The sequence below is a fragment of the Bradyrhizobium genosp. P genome (assembly GCF_049949265.1).
Classification (GTDB): domain Bacteria; phylum Pseudomonadota; class Alphaproteobacteria; order Rhizobiales; family Xanthobacteraceae; genus Bradyrhizobium.
This window is the reverse complement of the sequence record NZ_CP188195.1, coordinates 9,662,398-9,683,808: the sequence shown is the minus strand read 5'-3', so window position 1 is coordinate 9,683,808 and position 21,411 is coordinate 9,662,398. Positions and strand designations below refer to the sequence as shown.

Genomic DNA, 21,411 nt, shown 5'->3' with positions numbered 1-21,411 from the left:
CTGAGGAGCCGCGCAGCGGCGTCTCGAAGGATCGACGGCCCGGATGCAGCATGGCCGTTCATCCTTCGAGGCTCGCTCCGCTCGCACCTCAGGATGACGGGTTTGATATTGGGGCGCTAGATGGACCTGATCGCCGACCATATCAGCCATCGCTTCGACGTACTCGACGTGCTCGACGATGTCTCGTTCCAGGTCGCCGCCGGCGAGGTCGTCGCGATCGTCGGTCCGTCCGGCTGCGGCAAGAGCACGCTGCTGTCGATTCTCGGCGGTTTGCTGCGGCCAGCCGCGGGCGTCGCCGAATTGCGCGGCGCGCCGCCGGCCGGCAGCCTCAATCCGCTGACCTTTGTGTTCCAGGATTTTGCATTGCTGCCCTGGAGTACGGTGGAGCAGAACGTCGCATTCCCGCTGCTGCATACGAACTTGAGCGTTGCCGAACGCCGCGCCGTGATCGACGATGCGCTACGCCGCACCGGCCTGACGGATTTTCGCGCGACCTATCCAAAGCAACTCTCCGGCGGCATGCGCCAGCGCGTCGGCATTGCGCGCGCGCTCGCGGTGCGGCCCGCGATCCTCTTGATGGACGAGCCGCTGTCGGCGCTGGACTCGCAGACCCGCGAGCTCCTGATGGAGGATTTCGTCCGCCTGCTCGCCGACGGCGCGATGGGCGCGGTCTACGTCACGCATAATCTCGAGGAAGCGATCCGGCTCGCCGACCGCATCGTGGTGCTGTCGCGCCGCCCGGGCCGCATCCAGGAGATCGTCGAGATACCGATGACGCGCGCCGAGCGCGGGGCTGCGGATGCGCGAGGCCGGCTGGCCGCACTGCAAAGCGAGCTGTGGTCGCTGATCCGCAAGGAGGCGATCGATGCCGAGCGCGAGGTTCAGCATGCTTGACCGCGCGGCGCCTGAGACGAAGCAGCCATCCACCGAAGCGCCGCGGCCGGTCGCGTTTCGCGGCGGCGGCTTCACGCCGGCAGGCAGCCGCTATGCGGGCTGGATCGCGCTCGCGCTCGTCATCGTGGTCTGGCAACTCGCGGGTAGCACCGGCTGGGTCAATCCACTGTTCCTGCCGGCGCCGTCGGCGATTGCGGTCGCGATCTACCGGCTCGCGATGTCAGGCGCGCTGTGGCAGCACCTCTCATGGTCGATCATGCGGATCGGCACGGGCTGGATCATCGGCACGATCGCCGGCATCACCGTGGGCTTTGCGATCGGGCTGTCGACCATGGCGCGCGGCGTCGGCATCACCTTCATCTCGGCGCTGTTTCCGATCCCGAAGATCGCGCTGTTGCCGCTGCTGATCCTGTGGCTCGGGATCGGCGAGGAGCCGAAGATCGCGACCATTGCGCTCGGCGTGTTCTTCTCGACCGCGATCTCGGTCTATAGCGGCGTCGATGCGGTGCCGCGCAATCTGATCCGGATGGCGCAGAGTTTCAACGTACCGTTCCACGCCATCGTGCGCCGCGTGATCTGGCCGGGCGCGCTGCCCTCGATCCTCGCCGGTTTCCGCATCACCGCGTCGGTCGCGTTGCTGCTCGTCGTCAGCGCCGAGATGATTGGCGCGCAATACGGCATCGGCGCCTTCGTGCTGCAGGCCGGCAACCTCATGCAGACCGATCAGCTGCTTGCCGGCGTCGTGATCCTGTCGCTGTTCGGGCTTGCCGTCGGCAGGCTGATCAACCTGCTCGAGGTGAAGCTGCTGCACTGGCGGTGATTTGGTCGCCGTAACAACGACGTCGTCCCTGCGAAAGCCGGGACCCATATGTGGACGGCCCCCGTGGCACAAGAGCTTTTTGAGCGGATCGGATCGCTTGCATCCATATGTCCGGCCTTTTGAGTGCGATCGGATGGATCGCTGGCCAAGATGGTTTGCGCGATGCGAGTTCCAAACAACCACGCGGCCTGTTGACGGCCGATGGGTCCCACGGACTGTCTCGCATCGTTGCTCGATCGATCGCTCCATCTGCTCCTGCAGCTCCGGGTCGGCTGACGAGCGAGCCCGCCAGCCGGCCAATCTGTTAGACGGCGACTGCCGCGGTGGCATTGATCCGTGCGGCGTCATAACTCTCGCCGGTCGCCATCAGCTTCCAGGCGATGCGGGCCACCTTGTTGGCGAGCGCCACGGCGGCAAGCTTCGGTGGCTTGCGCTTGATCAGTGCCAACAGCCAGCGCGAGTGATGGCCGCGCCCGCGTCTGGCCTGCTGGATGACCGCCGTTGCCCCGATCACCAGCAGGCGGCGCAGGTCCTCGTCGCCCGCCCGCGTGATCTTGCCAAGCCTGGTTTTGCCGGCGGTGGAGTGATCCTGGGGGGTGAGGCCGAGCCAGGCTGCGAAGTGACGGCCGGAGCGGAAAGCATGGGGATCGGGTGTCTTCATCACGAGCGTCGTTGCAACGATCGGCCCGACAGAAGGGATCTGCGCCAGACGCCGGCCCACGGCGTCGGAGCGGTGCCAGGCCATCAATCTGGCTTCGATCTCCTGCAGCTCGCCCACGAGTCTGGTGTAGTCGCGGCCCAGCACCGTAAACAGCTCGCGTGCCAGGGCAGGAAGCGTCTCGTCCTGCGCAATCCGCGCCAGCAGCGGCTCGATCTTGTCGGTCCCTTGGGCCCCGATCAGGCCAAACTCCGCCGCATGGCCGCGGATCATATTGCCGAGCTGGGTGCGCCGGGCGATCAATCCAGCGCGGACACCCGTCAGCATCAGCGCGGCCTGCTGCTCGACCGTCTTGACCGGCGCGAACCGCATGCTCGGCCGGCTCATCGCTTCACACAGCGCCTCCGCATCCCGACCGTCGTTCTTGTTCCGCGACACATAGGGCTTCACCAATTGCGGCGCCATCAACTTCACCTCGTGGCCCAGCTTGCGAAGCTCCCGTGCCCAATGGTGCGAGGCCCCGCAGGCCTCCATCCCGATCACGGTCGGCGGCAACTTGGCGAAGAACTCCAGCACCTGCTTGCGCGCAAGCTTCTTGCGCAACACAGGCTGTTCCGCCGCATCAACCCCATGCAGCACAAAAATATACTTCGACGTATCCATTCCAATGCGGATAATCTCTCTCACGGACGGCTCCCTTGTCTGAGATTTGCAACAACCTCATTCTGGCACACTGATGCCGTAGGGGGCCGTCCACACCATCAACCACAGGGCGTCGTTGTTGGAACGGGCTGGGGCTCCAGCATCTCTAATAACCACACCCTGTGGTTATGGGTCCCGGGTCGCGCTGCGCTTGCCCGGGACGACGGGTGTCACGCATTCCCTCTGTCTTCGCGGAACAGATCGAGCTTCTGCTGCACCGCGCGGTCGGAGAAGGAGAACAGCACGGAGTCAGCGTCGGCTTCATGGGTGACCCAGCGCCAGCTCGGCACCACGAACAGATCGCGCGGCCCCCACTCGAAGGTCTCGTCGCCGACCCTGGTGCGGCCCCGGCCTTCGATCGCGGCGAACACGGTGGCGTCGGTGGAACGATAGCGCGCGGTCTTGAAGCCCTTCGGCAGCAGCTGGATGAAGGTGCCGATGGTCGGCATCGCGAAGTCGCCGGTCTCCGGGTTGGAGAATTTCAGCTTCAGGCCGTGGCAGGCGTCCCATTCATTGCTCGCCTTGGCCTGCTCCAACGCCTCGCGGGTGTGGTCGTAGGGGTAGTTGAAGATCGGCGAGGTCTTCGACGTCCGCTTCTGGTCGATCGGCAGCAGATTGTGGCCGTAGCGCGCAAAACTGTCGCCCGCCGGCCGCGAGATTTGCTGCTGGTCCTCCTTGGCGCCTTCCGCGAAGGAGCAATCGAAGAATTGCACCATCGGGATGTCGAGCCCGTCGAGCCAGAACATCGGCTCGTTGGTCTCGTTGGAATGGTCGTGCCAGGTCATCGACGGCGTGATGATGAAGTCGCCCGGCGACATCGCGGTGCGCTCGCCGTCGACGGCGGTGAAGGCGCCCTTGCCCTCAAGCACGAAGCGCAACGCCGATTGGGCATGGCGATGGGCCGGCGCGATGTCGCCCGGCACCACCATCTGCACGCCGGCGAACAGCGAGGTCGTGATCTTCGACTGGCCGCGCAGGCCCGGATTCTCCAGCACCAGCACGCGGCGCTCGGCTTCCTTGGCCGTGATCAGTCGGCCTGCCTCGTTCATGTAGTCGCGGATCTGGTCGAATTTCCACAGATGCGGACGGCAGGCGCTTCTCGGCTCCGGCGTGATGAGGTCGTTCATCACGTTCCACAGCGCCGAAAGGTTTTCGCCGTCGATCTTCTGGTAGAACGCCTCGCGCTCCGGGGTCTTCTGCACGGCTTCCATGGCTAGCCTCCCGTTAGTTGAGATTGACAGCATACTGACAATATGGATAGCGTCAACGTCACCCAACCAGCCGAACGAGAAAATTGCAGGGAGGTTCCGATGAAGCTGCATGGCTATTTCCGCAGCAGCGCGTCCTACCGGGTCCGGATCGCGCTCAATCTGAAGGGCCTCACGCCAGAGCATCTGCCGCATCACCTTCGCAAGGGCGAACAATGTGCGCCGGCCTACCTCGCGATCAATCCCCAGGGGCTGGTGCCGACATTGGAGAACGATGCCGGGGCGATCCTCACCCAGTCGCTCGCGATCATCGAATGGCTCGATGAAATCAATCCAGTTCCGCCGCTGCTGCCTGACGATCCGATGCGTCGTGCCAAGGTGAGGGCGTTCGCGCAGGCGATCGCCTGCGACACCCATCCGGTACAGAACCTGAAGGTGTTGGCGCGGCTGCGTCAGCTCGGTTTGCCCGAAGAGAAGGTGACGGAATGGGCGGCCTGGGCCAATCGCGAGGGGCTGTCGGCTTGCGAAACGCTGATCGCTGAAGAGGCCGGGCCGTTCTGCTTCGGCGATGCGCCGACGCTCGCCGATCTTTGTCTCGTGCCGCAGCTCGCCAATGCGCGGCGCTTCGGCGTCGACGTCTCGGCCTATCCGCGCCTGATCAAGGCCGAAACGGCCGCCAAGGCGGTGAAGGCATTCGCCGATGCCGCCCCGGACCAGCAGCCCGATGCCGAGTAGCAAGCCATCATCAGTGACGATGGACGCGGTCTACACCGCGCCCGGCTATCTGTTCCGGCGCATGCAGCAGATCGCCGTCGCGCTGTTCGTCGAGGAATGCAAGGCGTTCGACCTGACGCCGGTGCAGTACGCAGCGCTGGTCGCGATCTCGACCCATCCCGGCATCGACGCCACGCGGCTCTCGGCGGTGATCGCGTTCGACCGTTCGACGCTCGGCAACGTGATCGAACGGCTGGAGGCCAAGGAGTTCATCGTGCGCAGGCCGACGCTCGAGGACAGGCGCGTCAAGCTGCTCTACCTCACCAAGGCCGGAGCCGCCGTGCTCGATAGCATCATGCCCTCGGTCGACAAGGCGCAGGCGCGGATGTTGCAGCCGCTGAAGCCGGCCGACCGCAAGACACTGCTGGCGCTGCTCACCCAGTTGGTCGATCTCAACAACGAAGCCTCGCGCGTCCCGCTGCGCGCCGAGGACGCGCTCGAACATCTCGGGAAATCGGGCTGATGGGGCGGCTCGCCACGGCGCCAGCGCGGGATAACAACAGGCGCCGTTGATTGTCGATGATTCATACTGATAGAGCACGCCGTGCGGTACCCCTCTCCCTGACCCTCCCCCGCAAGGGGGGAGGGAACCCGTTCATCGGCGCGTCCCTTACATCGGTAGGCCTCGAGTGGCGCGAATCAGCTATCCGCAAGATGAGTACGCATACGTGAGGAGAGCACCCTGGTCAGGCTCCCTCCCCCCCCTTGCGGGGCAGGGTTGGGGAGAGGGGTGGCCCCGGGCGAGATGATCGACATGTGCTCCCGTTCGACACCAGGACGACACTGAGACTGTGGCGGCTCACATCCGCATCACCGCCTGCCGATCGATCTTCCCGGTGCCCGTCTTCGGCAGTTCATCGATGAACTTCACCTCGCGCGGATATTTGTACGGCAGCAGCTTTGCCTTGACGTAATCCTGCAACTGCCGCGTCGCTTCGCCGCTGTCGAAGCCGTCGCGGTTCATTACCACCACGGCCTTCAGCGTCATGCGGCGGTCGGGCAGCTCGGCGGCGTAGACGGCGCATTCGCGGACATCGGGGTGATCGGCGAGGCAGAGCTCGACCTCCAGCGGATAGACCCACTGGCCGGAGATCTTGATCAAATCGTCGGCGCGGCCACGGAAGAAGTGGAAGCCGTCGCCGTCGCGCACGAAGCGGTCGCCAGTATAGATCCAGCCCTCCTCGCGCACGGTCTCGGCGGTCTTGTCCGGCCGGTTCCAATACAGCGGCGTCGCGGAATCGCCGCGCACCCACAGGATGCCTTCCTCATTGTCGCCGACCTCGCGGCCGTCGCTGTCGCGCAGCATGATCTCGTAGCCGGGCACACGAAGTCCGGCGGCGCCGAGCTTCTTGTGGTCCGGACGGTTGCAGAGATAGATGTGCAACACCTCGGTCGAGCCGAGGCCTTCGATGATCTCGAGTCCGGCGAGCTGCTTCCAGCCGTTGAAGACCTCCGCCGACAGCACTTCCGCCGCCGAAACCGCCATCCGCAGCGAGGAGAAGTCGGTGGCATCGGCGCCTCCGGCCTTGGTCAGCGAGATGTAGAGGGTCGGCAGGCCGAAGAACACGGTTGGGCGATATTGCGCGATCGCGGCAAAGATCGCCGCCGGCTTCGGCTGGCCCGGCAACAGCAGCGTGGCGGCGCCGACTGAAAAGGGAAACGTGATCGAATTACCGAAGCCATAGGCGAAGAAGATCTTCGGCACCGAGAAGCAGATGTCGTCTGGTGTCAGCTTCAGCACGCTGCGGGCAAACGCCTGCTCGCTGTAGGCCATGTCGTGCTGCAGATGCACGATGCCCTTGGGGCGTCCGGTCGATCCCGACGAATACATCCAGAACGCCATCTCGTTGCGATGTGTATCGGCCTCCGGCAGTTCGTCGGCGAAGGCTTTCAGCCATTCGTCTGCGACGTACGCATCGGCTTCCGCGTGATCACCGGTCGGGCCGTTGACCACGATCAGCGTGTGCAGCGGCGTGTCCTTGCAGGCCTCGGCGTTGAAGCGCGAACAGAATTCGGCGTCGGCGACGGCCGCCTGTGCGCTGGCATCCGATAGATAGAATTGCAGCAGGTCCGGCGCCGTCAGCGTGTTGATCAGCAACGGCACGAAGCCCGCACGCACCGCACCAAAGAACGCCGCCGGATAGGCCGGGGTGTCGTCGAGGAACAGCAGGATGCGGTCGCCGCGCTTCAGCCCGAGGGACTGGAAGCCGTGGCCCCACCGCGCCGCCTCGGCGCACAGCTCGCGATAGCTGCGCGTGCCGGCCGGGCCGGTCAGCGCGATGCGATCGGCGTTTCCATTGGTGAGATTGTCGAACAGGATCCGGCTTGCATTGTAGCGTTCAGGAATCGCAAAGCCGATCTCGCGCGAGCCTGAAGTCTCCGGCGGGACCTGGTCGGCGATCTCGGTCATGACTTTCCCTTTGCCGCTTCATAGCGGGCCATGAAGGCCGGCGACATCGCGCGCAGCCGCGCATGGTCGATCCGGCCGGAGCGGGTGATGTAGCTGTAGGCGAAATCCATCAGATCGAGCTTCATGTGCGCAGGGAAATGCTCGTACCAGTCGGCGCTGGTGCGTGCGGCGGTGACGAGCTTCTTCACGATCGGCTTACGCTCGCTCTCGTAGCGGGCGAGCGCCGCCGGAATGCCTGGCTCCGCCTCAAGCGCCTTGGTCAGCGCGATCGCATCCTCGATCGCCAGCCGCGTGCCCGAGCCGATCGAGAAATGCGCCGAATGCAGGGCGTCGCCGATCAGCACCATGTTGCCGTGCGACCAGCGCTCGTTCCAGATCCACGGGAAATTGCGCCACAGCGACTTGTTCGAGATCAGCCTATGGCCGTCGAGCGTCGCGGCGAACACCGTCTCGCAAATTGCCTGCGACTCCTCGATGCTCCTGTCGGCGAAGCCGTAAGCGGCCCAAGTCGCCGCATCGCACTCGACCAGGAAGGTGCTCATGTCCTTGGCATAGCGGTAATGATGGGCGTTGAAGCTGCCGCGCTCGGTTGCGACGAAGGTCTGCGACAGCGTCGCGAAGCTTTTGGTGGTGCCGTACCAGGAAAATTTGTTGGTCGAATACGACACCGAGGCGTGGAACGCGGTCTCGAAATCGCGGCGGACCATCGAGTTCAGCCCGTCGGCGGCGACGATCAGGTGATAGCCCGCGAGCTGATCGACCGACTGCACAATGGTGTCGAAGCGCGGTATGACGCCGGTGCTGCGCACGCGCGCTTGCAGGAGCGTCAGCAGCGCCAGCCGGCCGATCGAGGCGAAGCCGACGCCGTCGATCTCGACGCTTTCACCGCGCAAATTGAGCGTGATGTTTTTCCAGCTCTCCATCTGTGGCGCGATGGCATCGACTGTCTCGGGGTCATCGGCGCGCAGGAACTCCAGCGCCTGCTCGGAGAACACCACGCCGAAGCCCCAGGTGGCGCCCGCGGCGTTCTGTTCGAACAGGTCGATGTCGGCGTCCGGGTGACGCCTCTTCCAGAGATAGGCGAAATAGAGCCCGCCGGGCCCTCCGCCGATCACGGCGATCCGCAACGTCTGCCTCCCAGATTGACAGTGTACTTACTATTTCGGTCACACTAATCCGCCTCCGGCGGGAACGCCAGAGGGAAAATGTGCGCCGTTACTTCTTCTCGGATTCCGCCAGGATCTTCTTGCAGGCCGGCGTCAGCCTGTCGCTCTCTTTGGACAGGCAGGCGATGATGCGGCCGCCGCCGGGCGTCACGTCCTTGCAATATTTCTGGTAGTCGCCCATGCAGGCACTTGATGCGCCAAGCAGCGCGGCAGCCAGGATGATACGCAGCATCGGTCGCTTCCTTCAGTCACATCGTCGGTGCAATCAAGCCTATTGCGCCGCAAACGACCCCAGCACGTCGCGGCACGCCGGCGAGAGCGAGCCGGCATTGGTCGCCAGACATTGGATGATCCGGCCGCCGCCGGGCTGCACGCCACCGCAGATCGAGCGGACGTCGCCGCCGCAGGCGGAGCGCAGTACGAACAGTTCTTCGCGTGGCCGCATCGGCCGCAGCACGATCACAGGCGGCGCGGGTGCCGCAGCCGGCGCGGCGGCTTCGGTCGCAGCGGGTGCTGCGTCTCCGCCGCTCGCCGCGGCAACCGCCTTCTCGCAGGCCGGCGAGAGCTTCGCCTTATTCTTCTCCAGGCACTGCAGCGCCGGCGCGCCGCCGGTGGGTACGCCTGCGCAAACTCGGGGATAATCGGACCGGCATGCGCTACGGATCGCCGAGATCTGCGCGCCGCTCGGCTTCCTGGCCGTCGTCTTCGGCGCCGCGGCCTCTGCGGCGGGTTTGGCCGTCTCCGTGGCGGGAGCTGCTTCCGTCTTCGCTGGCGCGGTGTCGGCCTTCGGCGCGGACTCCGCAGCCGGCGCTTCGACGGCACGCACGGCGCCGGCGCAGCCCGGGGCGAGACTCGCCATGTTCTTTTGCAGGCATTGCAATGAGGCCGCACCACCAGGCGGAATGTTGGAGCAATGCGCGATGTAGTCGTTGCGGCACTGCGACTTGATGGCATCGCGCTGTGCCTGGGTCGGTGCCTGCGCCAGAGCCGGCGCAGCGTTTACGAAGGCGGCCAGCGCGATCAACGCCGACAGCGCGGCCGCACGTCTCAACGTGTTCATCATCTCACTCTATTCCTTATTCCTTTGTTGTCGCGGGAAGCCGCCGCTCCAACCGAACTCGATTTCGAGAATGTCTTGATGTCGCAACCTTCGCGCGACATCATTTTCGCTTTCGAGTTCCACGGCAAGCAGATTGTTGCTATGGATTGAATCAAGCTGGTCTCCGCCCGATACGACGTCTTTGACGATGAGCATTCTGAATCGAGGCTTGGAATGAGGCATGCGCGCGTACCGGCACATTCCACGCTGAGCAATTTTGTGCGACTGCGAACGTCGCTCCTGACGCGCATTGCTATCGTCACATTCGCCTTCGTCAGTTTAAGTGCCTGCGAACAAAATAGTTTTGTCGCGCCTCCACCTCCAAAGGTCGAGGTCGCGCCGCCGGTGCAGCGCGCCATTACCCGCTATCTTGACGCCACCGGCAACACCGCGCCGATCAAAAGTGTCGATCTGGTCGCGCGCGTGCAGGGCTTTCTGCAGGCAATCAATTATCAGGACGGCAGCTTTGTGAAGGAGGGGACGACGCTGTTCACGATCGAGCCCGAGACCTACAAGCTGAAGCTCGAGCAGGCGCAGGCTGCCGAAGTCGGCGCGCAGGCGACGGTGAAGCAGGCCGAGGCCGACTTCAAGCGGCAATCCGATCTGGTGCAGCGGCAGGCGGTCTCGCAGGCGACGCTGGATAGCTCGACCTCGACGCGCGACAACGCGCAGGCCAATTTGCAACAGGCCCAGGTCAACACCAGGATCGCCGCGGTCAACTACGGCTACACCAATGTGGCCGCGCCGTTCGACGGCATCGTCAGCACTCATCTGGTCTCGGTCGGCGAACTGGTCGGCGTCGCGTCGCCCACCCAGCTTGCCACCATCGTTCAGCTCGACCCGATCTATGTGAATTTCAACGTCAGCGAACAGGACGTGCAGCGCGTGCGCGACGAAGCGCGCAAGCGTGGCCTGACCACCACCGACATCAAGCAATTGTCGATCGAGGTCGGCCTGCAGACCGAGACCGGATATCCGCACAAGGGCAAGCTCGACTACATCTCGCCGACCGTCAACCAGTCGACCGGCACGCTTCCGGTGCGCGGCCTGGTGCCCAATCCGGATCGCGTGCTGCTGCCGGGATTTTACGTCCGCGTACGTGTTCCCTTCGACAAGCAGGAGAATGCGCTTCTGGTGCCCGACACCTCTATCGGCAGCGACCAGTCCGGGCGCTACGTGCTGGTCGTCAACGCCGACAATGTGGTGGAGCAGCGCAAGGTGCGGACCAGCCCGCTCGATGACGGCTTGCGCGTCATCGAGAGCGGTCTCAAACCGGACGATCACGTCGTGACCGCCGGACTGTTGCGCGCGATCCCCGGGCAGAAGGTCGATCCGCAAATGCAGAAGGCCGACGCGGCGCCGGCACCGGCACCGGCCAAATAGGACGCGCCATGATCTCGAAATTCTTCATCGAGCGCCCGGTCCTTTCCAACGTCATCGCGATCCTGATGATACTGCTTGGCGGCGTCGCGCTGTACAATCTCGCAGTCGCGCAATATCCCGACGTGGTGCCGCCGACCGTCCAGGTGACGACGCGCTATCCAGGTGCTTCGGCCAAGACGGTGGTCGACACCGTGGCGCTGCCGATCGAGCAGCAGGTCAACGGCGTCGAGGACATGCTCTACATGCAGTCCTACAGCGGCGCCGACGGCACCTACACGCTGACGGTGACGTTCAAGATCGGCACCGATCTCAACTTCGCGCAAGTATTGGTGCAGAACCGCGTTTCCAGCGCGCTGTCGCAGCTGCCGACATCGGTGCAGAACCAGGGTGTCACGGTGCAGAAGCGGTCGACCTCGATCCTGCTGTTCGTGACGCTGACCTCACCGAACAAGACCTACGACAGCCTGTTCCTATCGAACTATGCCACCATCAACATCCGGGACGAGCTCTCGCGGCTATCAGGTGTCGGCAATGTCACCGTGTTCGGCGCCGGGCAGTATTCGATGCGGGTCTGGCTCGATCCGAACAAGCTGCAGGTGCGCGGGCTGATGCCGCAGGACGTCATCCAGGCGATCCAGCAGCAGAGCCAGCAGGTCACCGCCGGCCAGGTCGGCGCGCCGCCGACGCCGCCGGGCCAGGCGTTCCAGTATACGCTGAACGTCAACGGCCGGCTCGACGACAAGACGCAGTTCGAGGACATCATCGTCAAATCAGGCAGTGTCGGCGACGTCACCCGTGTCCGCGACGTCGGATGGGTCGAACTCGGTGCACAGACCTACAGCCAGATATTCTCGCTGAACCAGAAACCGGCCACCGGCATCGGCGTGTTCCAATCGCCCGGCGCCAACGCGCTGCAGGTCGAAAAGGCAGTTCAGGCCAAGATGGCGGAGCTGGCAAAGCAGTTCCCGCAGGACATCCGATACGATACGCCGTTCGACACCACCAAATTTGTCAATGCTTCAATCGAAGAAGTCTACAAGACGCTGATCGAGGCCGGCGTCCTGGTGCTGGTCGTCATCCTGGTCTTCCTGCAGGACTGGCGCGCCATGCTGGTGCCGGCGACGACCGTGCCGGTCACCATTATCGGCGCCTTCGCCGCGATGGCAGCACTCGGCTTCACCATCAATCTCTCGACGCTGTTTGCGATCGTGCTGGCGATCGGCATCGTGGTCGACGACGCCATCGTGGTGGTCGAGGGCGCCGCACACAATATCGAGCGCGGCATGAACGGCCACGACGCCGCGATCAAGGCGATGGACGAATTGTTCGCGCCGATCGTCGGCATCACGCTGGTGCTGATCTCGGTGTTCCTGCCGGCGGCCTTCCTGCCCGGGCTGACCGGGCGGATGTATGCGCAATTCGCGCTTGTCATCGCCGCGACCGCGCTGCTCAGCGCGGTCAATGCCGCGACCTTGAAGCCCACTCAGTGCGCGCTGTGGCTGCGCCCACCAGTGCCGCCCGAGCAGCGCAACTTCTTTTACCGCGGCTTCAACGCGGTCTATGACCGCGTGGAGCGCGGCTATGCAAGGCTGATCAGCCGCATCACCGCGCATGCCAAGGCGTCGGTCCTGATTGCGCTGGTCTTGATCGGGCTCGCCGGCTACGGCCTGTCGCGGGTGCCGACCGGCTTCATCCCGATCGAGGACCAGGGCTATCTGCTGGCCGCCGTGCAATTGCCTGACGGCGCGGCGCTGGACCGCACCCAGCGCGTGCTTGACCAGGTCACCGAGATCGCCGGCAAGACACCGGGTGTCGAGCAGGTGGTCTCCATCGCCGGCATTTCCGCGCTCGACAACTCGTCGAGCCTTGCCAATGCCGGCGTCGCCTATCTGATCCTGAAGGACTGGGGTTCGCGCGGCAAGGGCGAGGACCTGCGCTCGCTGGTGTATGGCCTCAACGACAAGCTCGCGGTGATCCCGGAGGCGCGCATCCTGGTGATTCCGCCGCCGCCGATCCAGGGCATCGGCAATGCCGCCGGCTTTGCCATGCAGGTCGAGCTCCGCGACGGTAACGCCGATTACGGCAAGCTGCAGGCCGTGACCGGTGCGATCGTTGGCAACGCGCAGACGCAGAGCGCGCTGCAGCGCGTGCAGTCCTCGTTCCGCTCGATGGTGCCGCAATTCGACGTCGACGTCGACCGCATCAAGACGCAGACCCTGCACGTCACCACCGACCAGGTCTTCTCGACGCTGTCGTCCTATCTCGGCGCCAGCTACGTCAACCAGTTCACCAAGTTCGGCCGCACCTTCCAAGTCTACACCCAGGCTGACGCCCAGTATCGCCTGACGTTGCGCGATATCGAGAACCTGATGGTCCGCAACAGCAACGGCGACATGATCCCGCTCGGCACGGTGGCGACAATCACGCCGTCGATCGGACCGTCGCTGATCAGCCTCTACAACCTCTATCCGTCCGCATCCATCATCGGCCTGCCGGCGCAGGGCTACTCGTCCGGCCAGTCGATGGCGCTGATGGAGGAGATCGCCGCGAAAACGCTGCCATCCGGTTCGGGCTTCGAGTGGACCGCGATGTCGTATCAGGAGAAGGCGGTCGGCAGCCAGATCTACTACGTCTTCGCGCTGGCGCTGCTGCTGGTCTATCTCGTGCTCGCCGGGCAGTATGAAAGCTGGTACGCGCCGATCTCGGTGATCCTGGCCGTGCCGCTGTCGCTGCTCGGCCCGACGCTGGTGCTGACGGCTTTGCGGATCGAGAACAACCTCTACACCCAGATCGGCATCATCCTCCTGATTGCGCTGTCGGCCAAGAACGCGATCCTGATCGTCGAGGTCGCGCTGGAGCATCACGTGCGCGACGGCAAGCCGGTGCTGGAATCGGCCATCGACGCCGCCCGTGCTCGGTTCCGGCCGATTCTGATGACGTCGTTTGCCTTCATCCTCGGCGTTGTGCCGCTGGTGATCGCCTCCGGCGCCGGCGCCAGCGCCCGCAAGTCGATCGGCATCACGGTGTTCTCAGGCATGATCGCCTCGACCTGCCTCGCGGTGCTGTTCGTGCCGGCGTTCTTCGTCGTGGTGCAGAATTTCGAGAACTGGCGCAAGGCGAAGAAGGGGACGGCCGCCAGTCCGCAGCCGTCGGGCGTGGTGCACTGAAGCTCCCTTTCCCCGTTCTTCACTTCCACGATTTCTGAATAATGGAAGAATGTCGCTGATTTGCCCGACGTGTCAAGTTGCCGTGTCGAACGGCGGCAGCCGCTGGCTACTTTGCATGGGGTTGTTTTCGATATTTTGGCAGTTGCGTAGTAGGGTGGGTACCGGAGCGAAGCGGCGTGCCCACCCTACGGCACCGTGCTTCCGGCTACACCTTCACCATCCGCTTGCCGCGGTTCTCGCCGGCCAGCAGTCCGATCAGCGCCTGCGGCGTGTTCTCGATGCCGTCGATCACGTCTTCCTGCACTTTGAGCTTGCCTGAGGCGACCCAGGATTGCAGGTCGGCCAGCGCGGCATCGCGCTGGTCCATGTAGTCCATCACGATGAAGCCCTGCATGATGAGCCGCTTCACCACGATCAGGCCGGGCACGCCGCGCGGGCCGTGCGCGGAGGGGACGCCGTCATATTGCGAGATCGCGCCACAGCAGGCGATGCGGCCGCGATTGTTCATCTGCGCAAGGCAGGCTTCCAGGATGTCGCCGCCGACATTGTCGAAATAGACGTCGATGCCCTTCGGGGCTGCGGCGCGCAGCGCCTTGTAGGTGGCGCCGTCCTTGTAGTCGACTGCGGCATCGAAGCCGAGCTCGCCGGTCAGCCAGTCGCACTTGTCCTTGCCGCCGGCAATGCCGACGACGCGACAGCCCTTGATCTTCGCGATCTGCCCGACGATCGAGCCGACCGAGCCGGCGGCGGCCGACACCACGACGGTCTCGCCGTCCTTCGGCTTGCCGACATGGAGCAGGCCGAAATAGGCAGTCAGCCCGGCAATGCCATAGACGCTGAGCAGGTGCGTCATCGGCTCCAGCCGGGGCATCCTGGCGAGATGCTTGGCGGGCACCACGGCATAGTCCTGCCAGCCGGTGTCGCCGAACACGATGTCGCCGGCCTTCAGGCCGGGGTCCTTCGACGACACCACTTCGGCGATGCCGCCGCCGGCCATCACGGTGTTGGCCTCGACCGCGGCGCGGTAGGTGGCGCCATGCATCCAGGCGCGGTTGGCCGCGTCGAGCGAGATGTAACGCGTCCGCACCAGCGCCTCACCGTCCTTCGGTTCAGGGATCGTGCCCTTGGTCAGACGAAAATGCTCTGGACCAAGTTTTCCGGTCGGCTTTTCAACAAGCAGGATCTGGCGATTGACGGTGTCGTTCATGGTGACGTTTCCCCTCTGATTGATCGTTCCGAATGCAATTGACTGCGCAGCAGGCGCGTCTTTGCACAGATTGTGCGCTGCATGAACGCTAGTCCGCATGCCGGCAATCCACAACGGGAACATTTCGGCAAAGTCCCGCCCGACGCGAAGCGTGTTGCATAGGTGCGTAAATCTGCCACACTTGGCGTAGCCAGAACTTACGGGGGTAAGAATGTCCAACAAGTTTACGCAGTACATCCTGATCGCGATGGTCCTTGGTATCGCGATGGGGACGATCATTTTCAACTATCTTCCTGACAGTCGCGTCGAGATCGCAGCAGACATCAATCTGATCGCGATGCTGTTCCTGCGTCTGATCAAGATGATTATCGCGCCGCTGGTCTTCGCAACCCTCGTCGGCGGCATCGCTCATATGGGCTCCGGTGCCAAGCTCGGGCGCATCTTCGCCAAGACCATGGGCTGGTTCGTCTCCGCGTCTTTCGTCTCGCTGCTGCTCGGCCTCGTGATGGTCAATCTGCTGCAGCCCGGCGCCAATTTCCCGGGCACGCTGCCCGACAAGGCGCAGTCGACCGGCCTGCCGGTGTCGGCGTTCTCGATCGAGAAATTCCTGACCCACCTCATCCCGACCTCGATCGCGGACGCGATGGCGCAGAATGAGATCCTGCAGATCGTGGTGTTCGCGGTGTTCTTCGCGGTGGCCCTCGGCGCCATGCCGGAGCGTGCGAAGCCGATCATGGCGCTGATCGACGATCTCGCCCACATCATGCTCAAGGTCACCAGCTACGTGATGCTGTTCGCCCCGGTCGCGGTGTGGGCCGCGATCACGGCCACCGTCGCCAAGAACGGCCTGCTGGTGCTCTGGAAGCTGATCGTCTTCATGGGCGGGTTCTATGTCTCACTGTTTATCCTGTGGGGCATCCTGGTCATGGTCGGCTTCCTCGTGATCGGACCGCGCTACAGCCATCTGCTGCGGCTGATCCGCGAGCCGCTGATGATCGCGTTCTCGACCGCCTCGTCGGAGGCGGCCTATCCGAAGACGCTCGAGGGGCTGAACAAGTTCGGCGCCTCGTCGCGGATCTCGGCCTTCGTGCTGCCGCTCGGTTACTCGTTCAACCTCGATGGCACGATGATGTATTGCACCTTCGCGAGCATCTTCATCGCGCAGACCTACCACATCGAAATGTCGCTCGGCACGCAGTTCGCGATGCTGGCGACGCTGATGATCACCTCGAAGGGCGTCGCCGGCGTGCCGCGCGCCTCGCTCGTCGTGATCGCCTCGACGCTCGGCCAGTTCGGCATCCCCGAGGCCGGCCTGTTGATGATCATGGGCATCGACACCTTCCTCGACATGGGCCGCAGCGCCACCAACGTGATCGGCAACTCGCTGGCGACGGCGGTGGTCGCGAAGTGGGAGGGCGAACTGAAGGCCGAGCACGAGCTCGATCCCGACGACGCCGTGCCCTCCGATGCCATTGCCGGTGACGCCGTGCCGGCACATTGACGGGAGGGATGCATGCATCGCTTCCGATCGAGGCCGCTACGTCTTGAGGCCCAGACGCTGTCAGCATGCTTGCTGGCGGCAAGTCTGCTGTCGGCCTGTCTGCTGTCGGCCTGTCTGCTGTCGGCCTGTCTGCTGGCAGCACCGGCTGCCGCGCAGCAGGCGGGCGAGGGGCTCAGCCCCACACTCGCCAACATCAAGGCCACCCACAGCGTGCGGGTCGGCTATCGCGAGAGTTCGCCGCCGTTCTCGTTCGTCGACCATTCCAACCGGCCGATCGGCTACAGCCTCGAACTGTGCGACGCCATTGTCGACGAGATCGGGACCGAGGTCGACGACACCGGCCTGAAGATCGACTACGTCAAGGTCACCTCCGACGACCGCATTCCTGCGGTCGTCGACAAGAAGGTCGATCTCGAATGCGGATCGACCACGGCGAACGCCGAGCGCGGCAAGCAGGTCGCGTTCTCGCCGCTGATGTTCGTGGCCGGCACCAAGCTGATGGTGCCGAAGGCATCGGGCGTCACGCAGGTCGCCGATCTCAAGGGCAAGACGGTAGTGGTGACCAAGGGCACCACCAACGAGCAGGCGATGCACAATGTCGACGCCAAGCAACAGCTCGGGCTCAACATCGTCACCTCGCCGGACCACGAGCAGTCCTACCAGATGCTGGTGGACGGCAAGGCGGATGCGTTCGCAACCGACGACATCCTGCTCTACGGCCTGATCGCGCAGCACAAGTCGCAGGACAAGTTCCGGGTCACCGGCGATTATCTGTCCTACGACCCCTACGGCATCATGTTCCGCAAGGGCGAGCCCGAGATGAAGGACGTGGTGGAGCGCGCCTTCCGCAAGCTCGCCACCAACCACGATATCATCCCGCTCTACAACAAGTGGTTTGTCGGCCGCCTGCCGACCGGCGAAAAGCTTAACGTCGCGCTCTCGCCGCAGCTCGAAGACGCCTTCAAGGTGCTCGACGACAGCGAGTAGCCGCGAAGCGCCTAAAACTCCACCTCTCCCCTTGTGGGAGAGGCGCAGGCCGCCTTCGGCGGCCGCTCTAAGAACGCCGAAGCAAAAGCTTCGGGCTATGTTGCATCGTGAGATGCAATCCGGGTGAGGGGTTTAGGTCTATCGGCAAGCGGAAGTCCACCGAGGGACCGCAACCCCTCACCCGGATCGCATTGCGCTTCGTTCATGCGCTCCGGCCTGTCCCACAAGGGAGAGGCGAAGCGGAGCAAGCGGTAGCGACGTGCGGATTTCCTACTTGAACACCTCGTCCAGCGCCGCGTCGTACGCCGCTTCGACCAGGTCGGGATGACGCACGCCCAATGCCTCCATTTTCACCCCGGAATTCACCTCGAGGATTCGCCAGCGGCCCTCGGCGTGCACCACGTCGATCGAGGCGAAGCGGATGCGAACCGTCTGCGCGGCCTTGATCGCCAGCGCAACACAAGCGTCGCGGTCGGCGCCGTCGGCCAGCAGGACCGGCACCCCGCCTGAATCAAGATTGTGCCGCCAGTTCAGGATGCGCCGCTCACCGGCAGGCGGGATGGCGTCGAGCTCGGCGGCGGAGAAATCCTCGCTGATGGTCTTCAGCTGTTCTATCGGGACGGCGCGCTGCGCCAGCTCTCGCAGCGAATGCGTGCCGTCGCCGGCGACCTGCGGGCGCGTCTTGCTGTAGGCGATCAGCGCGCGGTCATCGAGCAGCACGACGCGGACTTCGTCCTCGATCGCGACGTAGGGCGAGATAGCGAGACTGGGATAGGCGCCAAGGATGCGCGCGACCGCATGCTCCAGTTGCGCCTTCGTCGTCACGCGGAAGACGAGCTCACCCGAGGTGCCCTCGTTCGGTTTCACGACAAGGCCGCGCGGATTTGCATCGAGAAGCCGGAGCATCGCGTCGAACGAACCCGATCCCGGAATATGTGCGCTGAGCTTCGCGCCCAGAAACAGCGTGTGGGGGATGACGGCGATGCCTGCCGATGCCAGCACCTCGGCGCAGGCCGCCTTGTCGTTGGCGATCTGGTGCGCAACCGCGCTGTTCAGGCCGATATCGTAGCCGATCGCGAGGCGCCGCTGGCTGTCCTTCGTCATGATGACCAGCCAACCGCCGGACCGCGCCTCGATCGCGATATCGTGCGCGAGACAATATTTTTTGATGGTTTCCAGGAAGATTCGCTGGCTGATCAGGACCACTGAATGATTTTCCCTTCGCAGCGGTTTTCGTAGCAATTAATTGCCAGATCGACCGCGAACTCAGCAAGTAAATTGCGCTCTTGCGGCGTGCTAACGATGCCGTGGCCGAACCTTTTTACGTAATTAATCGACTGGCATTCCGAGATCGCAATTGCACGCCAAGTGATCTTGACTATCTCATGTATCGGCGCAAGGAACATGCGAGATCGTCAATGATTTCGGTCACTTCCTGGCTGTCACGGGCAGTCTAGAAATAAAACAATTCCAAATCTGGTCAATCGAGAAAACGAAAACACATGAGCGCGTTCTATCGAGAGAAGGTTCTTTCCGTTCAGCACTGGACCGATACGCTTTTCAGCTTCCGAGCCACCCGCGATTCCGGTTTCCGCTTCCAGAATGGCCAGTTTGCCATGATCGGCCTCGAGGTCGAGGGACGGCCGCTGTTGCGTGCCTACTCGATGGCGAGCGCCAATCACGAGGAAGAGCTCGAGTTCTTCTCGATCAAGGTGCAGGACGGCCCGCTCACCTCCAAGCTGCAGAAGATCAGGGAGGGTGACACCATCCTGGTCGGCCGCAAGGCGACCGGCACGCTGATCACCGACAATCTGATCCCCGGCAAGCGGCTGATGCTGCTGTCGACCGGCACCGGCCTTGCGCCGTTCGCGAGCCTGATCAAGGACCCCGAGGTCTACGATCAGTATGACTCGATCGTGCTGGTCCATGGCTGCCGCCAGGTCTCCGAGCTTGCCTATGGCGAAGAGCTGGTCGCCAAGCTGCGCGACGACGAATTGTTCGGGCCGCTGCTCTCCGAGAAGCTGCTGTATTATCCGACCGTGACACGCGAGCCATTCCGCAACCGCGGTCGCATCACCGACCTGATCACCTCCAACCAGCTGTTCACCGATCTGCATCAGGGCCCGCTCGACATCGAGACCGACCGCATCATGATGTGCGGGAGCCCGGGGATGCTGGACGAGCTGAAGCAGCTGTTCGAGACCCGCGGCTTCAAGGAAGGCAGCGGCAACACGCCTGGCCACTTCGTGATCGAGAAGGCGTTCGTCGAGCGTTAGTCTCCGTCGTCCCGGGCAAGCGAAGCGCGACCCGGGACCCATTACCACCGCTGTTTGTTTGGCGAAGGCTGGAGCCCCATCGAGCTCCAGCCTTTTGCATTTGTGGTCGGGTCCTGGCTTTCGCCAGGACGACGATTGTGTATGTGGCGCTACTCATTTCCCCGCTGCTATAACCGCCGCCAACGCCGCGCGACCTCACCGACGCGGCGACCGGGGGAGCCGCACCTTGTCCATCACCGATCCTGATGCACCGAAGACCGCCTTTGTGTTTGCCGGCGGTGGCAGTTTTGGCGCGATCCAGGTCGGCATGCTGCAATCGCTGGTCCGCCACGGCGTCACAGCCGACATGGTCGTCGGCTCCAGTGTCGGCGCGCTGAACGGCGCTTTCTATGCCGGGGATCCGACGCTCTCGGGCGTCGAGCGGCTGGCCGCGATCTGGCGCGGCCTGCAGCGGGATGATGTCTTCCCGGTAAACTGGCGGACGCTGCTCGGCTTCCTGCTGCGGCGGGATTTCCTGATTCCACACGATGGCATCCGCAAGCTGATCGACGATCACATCCCGTTCCGCAATCTGCAGGACGCCAAATTGCCGATTCACATAGTTACGACCGACATCATCAGCGGCGACAGCGTGGTGCTGTCGGAAGGCTCGACCGCCGAGGCGATCGTCGCATCGACGGCGATTCCCGGCGCGTTCACGCCGGTGCATTATCGCGATCATTACCTCGCCGACGGCGCGATCTCCAGCAACACGCCGGTCCGCGTCGCGGTGAAGAAGGGCGCCAGGCGCCTGATCGTGCTGCCGACCGGGCATGCCTGCGCGAACGAGGCGCCGCCAGTCGGCGCGCTCGCCAACGCACTGCATGCGCTGACGCTCCTGATCGCGCGGCAGCTCGTCAACGAGCTGGAGAACCTCGGTCCCGGCATCGAGCATTTCGTGGTGCCGCCGCTCTGCCCGCTGGTCGGATCGCCCTACGATTTCTCCCGCACTTCGGACCATATCGCCCGCGCCATCGACGCCACCGACGCCTGGCTCGCCAGCGACGCCCTGAAGCAGGGCCATATCCCCCACGAATTGCGCCCGCACGACCATTAGAGTCGCGGGCTCCGCTTCACCTCGCCCCGCTTGCGGGGCGAGGGAGCGGAGCCCTTCGTTGCA

General features: G+C 64.0%; 19 protein-coding genes. 10 read left to right on the top strand and 9 right to left on the bottom strand.

Going from position 1 to position 21,411, the window contains the following annotated elements; translation table 11 throughout:
• Nucleotides 1-120 precede the first annotated feature (120 nt).
• Both ACP2YO_RS46540 and ACP2YO_RS46535 read left to right on the top strand, forming a co-directional pair.
• Entirely contained in the window at nt 121-894 is a 774-nt protein-coding gene (locus tag ACP2YO_RS46540; RefSeq protein ID WP_426437838.1) for an ABC transporter ATP-binding protein, read from the top strand.
• Nucleotides 887-1,714 carry an ABC transporter permease gene (locus ACP2YO_RS46535; RefSeq protein ID WP_426443485.1) on the top strand — a complete coding sequence of 276 codons (828 nt, stop codon included), beginning with the start codon at nt 887-889 and terminating at the stop codon, nt 1,712-1,714. The genes ACP2YO_RS46540 and ACP2YO_RS46535 overlap by 8 nt, the downstream gene beginning before the upstream one ends.
• Nucleotides 1,715-2,018: 304 nt before the next feature.
• Here ACP2YO_RS46535 and ACP2YO_RS46530 read toward each other — a convergent pair whose 3' ends face one another.
• Together ACP2YO_RS46530 and gtdA are read right to left on the bottom strand one after the other, a co-directional pair.
• Entirely contained in the window at nt 2,019-3,059 is a 1,041-nt protein-coding gene (locus ACP2YO_RS46530; RefSeq protein WP_426437609.1) for an IS110 family transposase, read from the bottom strand.
• A gap of 185 nt (nt 3,060-3,244) precedes the next feature.
• Nucleotides 3,245-4,285, bottom strand: a complete 1,041-nt coding sequence (gene gtdA, locus ACP2YO_RS46525) for a gentisate 1,2-dioxygenase (protein ID WP_426437837.1) — start codon at nt 4,283-4,285, stop codon at nt 3,245-3,247.
• A gap of 99 nt (nt 4,286-4,384) precedes the next feature.
• Between gtdA and maiA the strand changes: the two genes are divergently transcribed.
• Nucleotides 4,385-5,017: a maleylacetoacetate isomerase gene (maiA, locus tag ACP2YO_RS46520; RefSeq protein WP_426437836.1), complete on the top strand. Its 633-nt coding sequence runs from the start codon at nt 4,385-4,387 to the stop codon at nt 5,015-5,017.
• Entirely contained in the window at nt 5,007-5,519 is a 513-nt protein-coding gene (locus tag ACP2YO_RS46515) for a MarR family winged helix-turn-helix transcriptional regulator (RefSeq protein ID WP_426437835.1), read from the top strand. The genes maiA and ACP2YO_RS46515 overlap by 11 nt, the downstream gene beginning before the upstream one ends.
• A gap of 336 nt (nt 5,520-5,855) precedes the next feature.
• On the opposite strand, the gene ACP2YO_RS46510 is transcribed toward ACP2YO_RS46515, so the two are convergent.
• The 5 genes from ACP2YO_RS46510 to ACP2YO_RS46490 all read right to left on the bottom strand — a co-directional run bounded on the left by ACP2YO_RS46510 (nt 5,856) and on the right by ACP2YO_RS46490 (nt 9,887).
• Nucleotides 5,856-7,466: a benzoate-CoA ligase family protein gene (locus ACP2YO_RS46510; protein ID WP_426437834.1), complete on the bottom strand. Its 1,611-nt coding sequence runs from the start codon at nt 7,464-7,466 to the stop codon at nt 5,856-5,858.
• Nucleotides 7,463-8,593 carry an FAD-dependent monooxygenase gene (locus ACP2YO_RS46505; protein ID WP_426437833.1) on the bottom strand — a complete coding sequence of 377 codons (1,131 nt, stop codon included), beginning with the start codon at nt 8,591-8,593 and terminating at the stop codon, nt 7,463-7,465. The genes ACP2YO_RS46510 and ACP2YO_RS46505 overlap by 4 nt, the downstream gene beginning before the upstream one ends.
• Before the next feature lie 88 nt (nt 8,594-8,681).
• A complete protein-coding gene (locus tag ACP2YO_RS46500) occupies nt 8,682-8,864 on the bottom strand; it encodes a hypothetical protein (protein ID WP_426437832.1) in 183 nt (60 codons plus the stop codon).
• A gap of 39 nt (nt 8,865-8,903) precedes the next feature.
• The gene (locus ACP2YO_RS46495) at nt 8,904-9,695 is read right to left on the bottom strand and encodes a cysteine rich repeat-containing protein (RefSeq protein ID WP_426437831.1); all 792 of its coding nucleotides are present in this window, start codon (nt 9,693-9,695) and stop codon (nt 8,904-8,906) included.
• Nucleotides 9,696-9,701: 6 nt separating this feature from the next.
• Nucleotides 9,702-9,887 carry a hypothetical protein gene (locus ACP2YO_RS46490; protein ID WP_426437830.1) on the bottom strand — a complete coding sequence of 62 codons (186 nt, stop codon included), beginning with the start codon at nt 9,885-9,887 and terminating at the stop codon, nt 9,702-9,704.
• 63 nt (nt 9,888-9,950) lie between these two features.
• On the opposite strand from ACP2YO_RS46490, the gene ACP2YO_RS46485 reads away from it, so the two are divergent.
• Both ACP2YO_RS46485 and ACP2YO_RS46480 read left to right on the top strand, forming a co-directional pair.
• Entirely contained in the window at nt 9,951-11,114 is a 1,164-nt protein-coding gene (locus ACP2YO_RS46485; protein WP_426437829.1) for an efflux RND transporter periplasmic adaptor subunit, read from the top strand.
• Between the two features lie 8 nt (nt 11,115-11,122).
• Nucleotides 11,123-14,281, top strand: a complete 3,159-nt coding sequence (locus ACP2YO_RS46480) for an efflux RND transporter permease subunit (protein WP_426437828.1) — start codon at nt 11,123-11,125, stop codon at nt 14,279-14,281.
• Between the two features lie 205 nt (nt 14,282-14,486).
• Here the strand turns inward: ACP2YO_RS46480 and ACP2YO_RS46475 are convergent, their stop codons facing one another.
• Nucleotides 14,487-15,488, bottom strand: a complete 1,002-nt coding sequence (locus ACP2YO_RS46475; RefSeq protein WP_426437827.1) for an NADP-dependent oxidoreductase — start codon at nt 15,486-15,488, stop codon at nt 14,487-14,489.
• Nucleotides 15,489-15,699: 211 nt separating this feature from the next.
• Here ACP2YO_RS46475 and ACP2YO_RS46470 point away from each other — a divergent pair, with 211 nt between their 5' ends.
• Nucleotides 15,700-16,989: a dicarboxylate/amino acid:cation symporter gene (locus tag ACP2YO_RS46470; protein WP_426437826.1), complete on the top strand. Its 1,290-nt coding sequence runs from the start codon at nt 15,700-15,702 to the stop codon at nt 16,987-16,989.
• Between the two features lie 12 nt (nt 16,990-17,001).
• Nucleotides 17,002-17,976, top strand: a complete 975-nt coding sequence (locus ACP2YO_RS46465) for an amino acid ABC transporter substrate-binding protein (protein WP_426437825.1) — start codon at nt 17,002-17,004, stop codon at nt 17,974-17,976.
• Between the two features lie 270 nt (nt 17,977-18,246).
• Here ACP2YO_RS46465 and ACP2YO_RS46460 read toward each other — a convergent pair whose 3' ends face one another.
• Nucleotides 18,247-19,182: an ATP-grasp domain-containing protein gene (locus tag ACP2YO_RS46460; RefSeq protein ID WP_426437824.1), complete on the bottom strand. Its 936-nt coding sequence runs from the start codon at nt 19,180-19,182 to the stop codon at nt 18,247-18,249.
• Nucleotides 19,183-19,478: 296 nt separating this feature from the next.
• Here ACP2YO_RS46460 and ACP2YO_RS46455 point away from each other — a divergent pair, with 296 nt between their 5' ends.
• A complete protein-coding gene (locus tag ACP2YO_RS46455) occupies nt 19,479-20,252 on the top strand; it encodes a ferredoxin--NADP reductase (RefSeq protein WP_426437823.1) in 774 nt (257 codons plus the stop codon).
• Between the two features lie 226 nt (nt 20,253-20,478).
• Nucleotides 20,479-21,348, top strand: a complete 870-nt coding sequence (locus tag ACP2YO_RS46450) for a patatin-like phospholipase family protein (protein ID WP_426437822.1) — start codon at nt 20,479-20,481, stop codon at nt 21,346-21,348.
• The last annotated feature ends 63 nt before the right edge of the window (nt 21,349-21,411 follow it).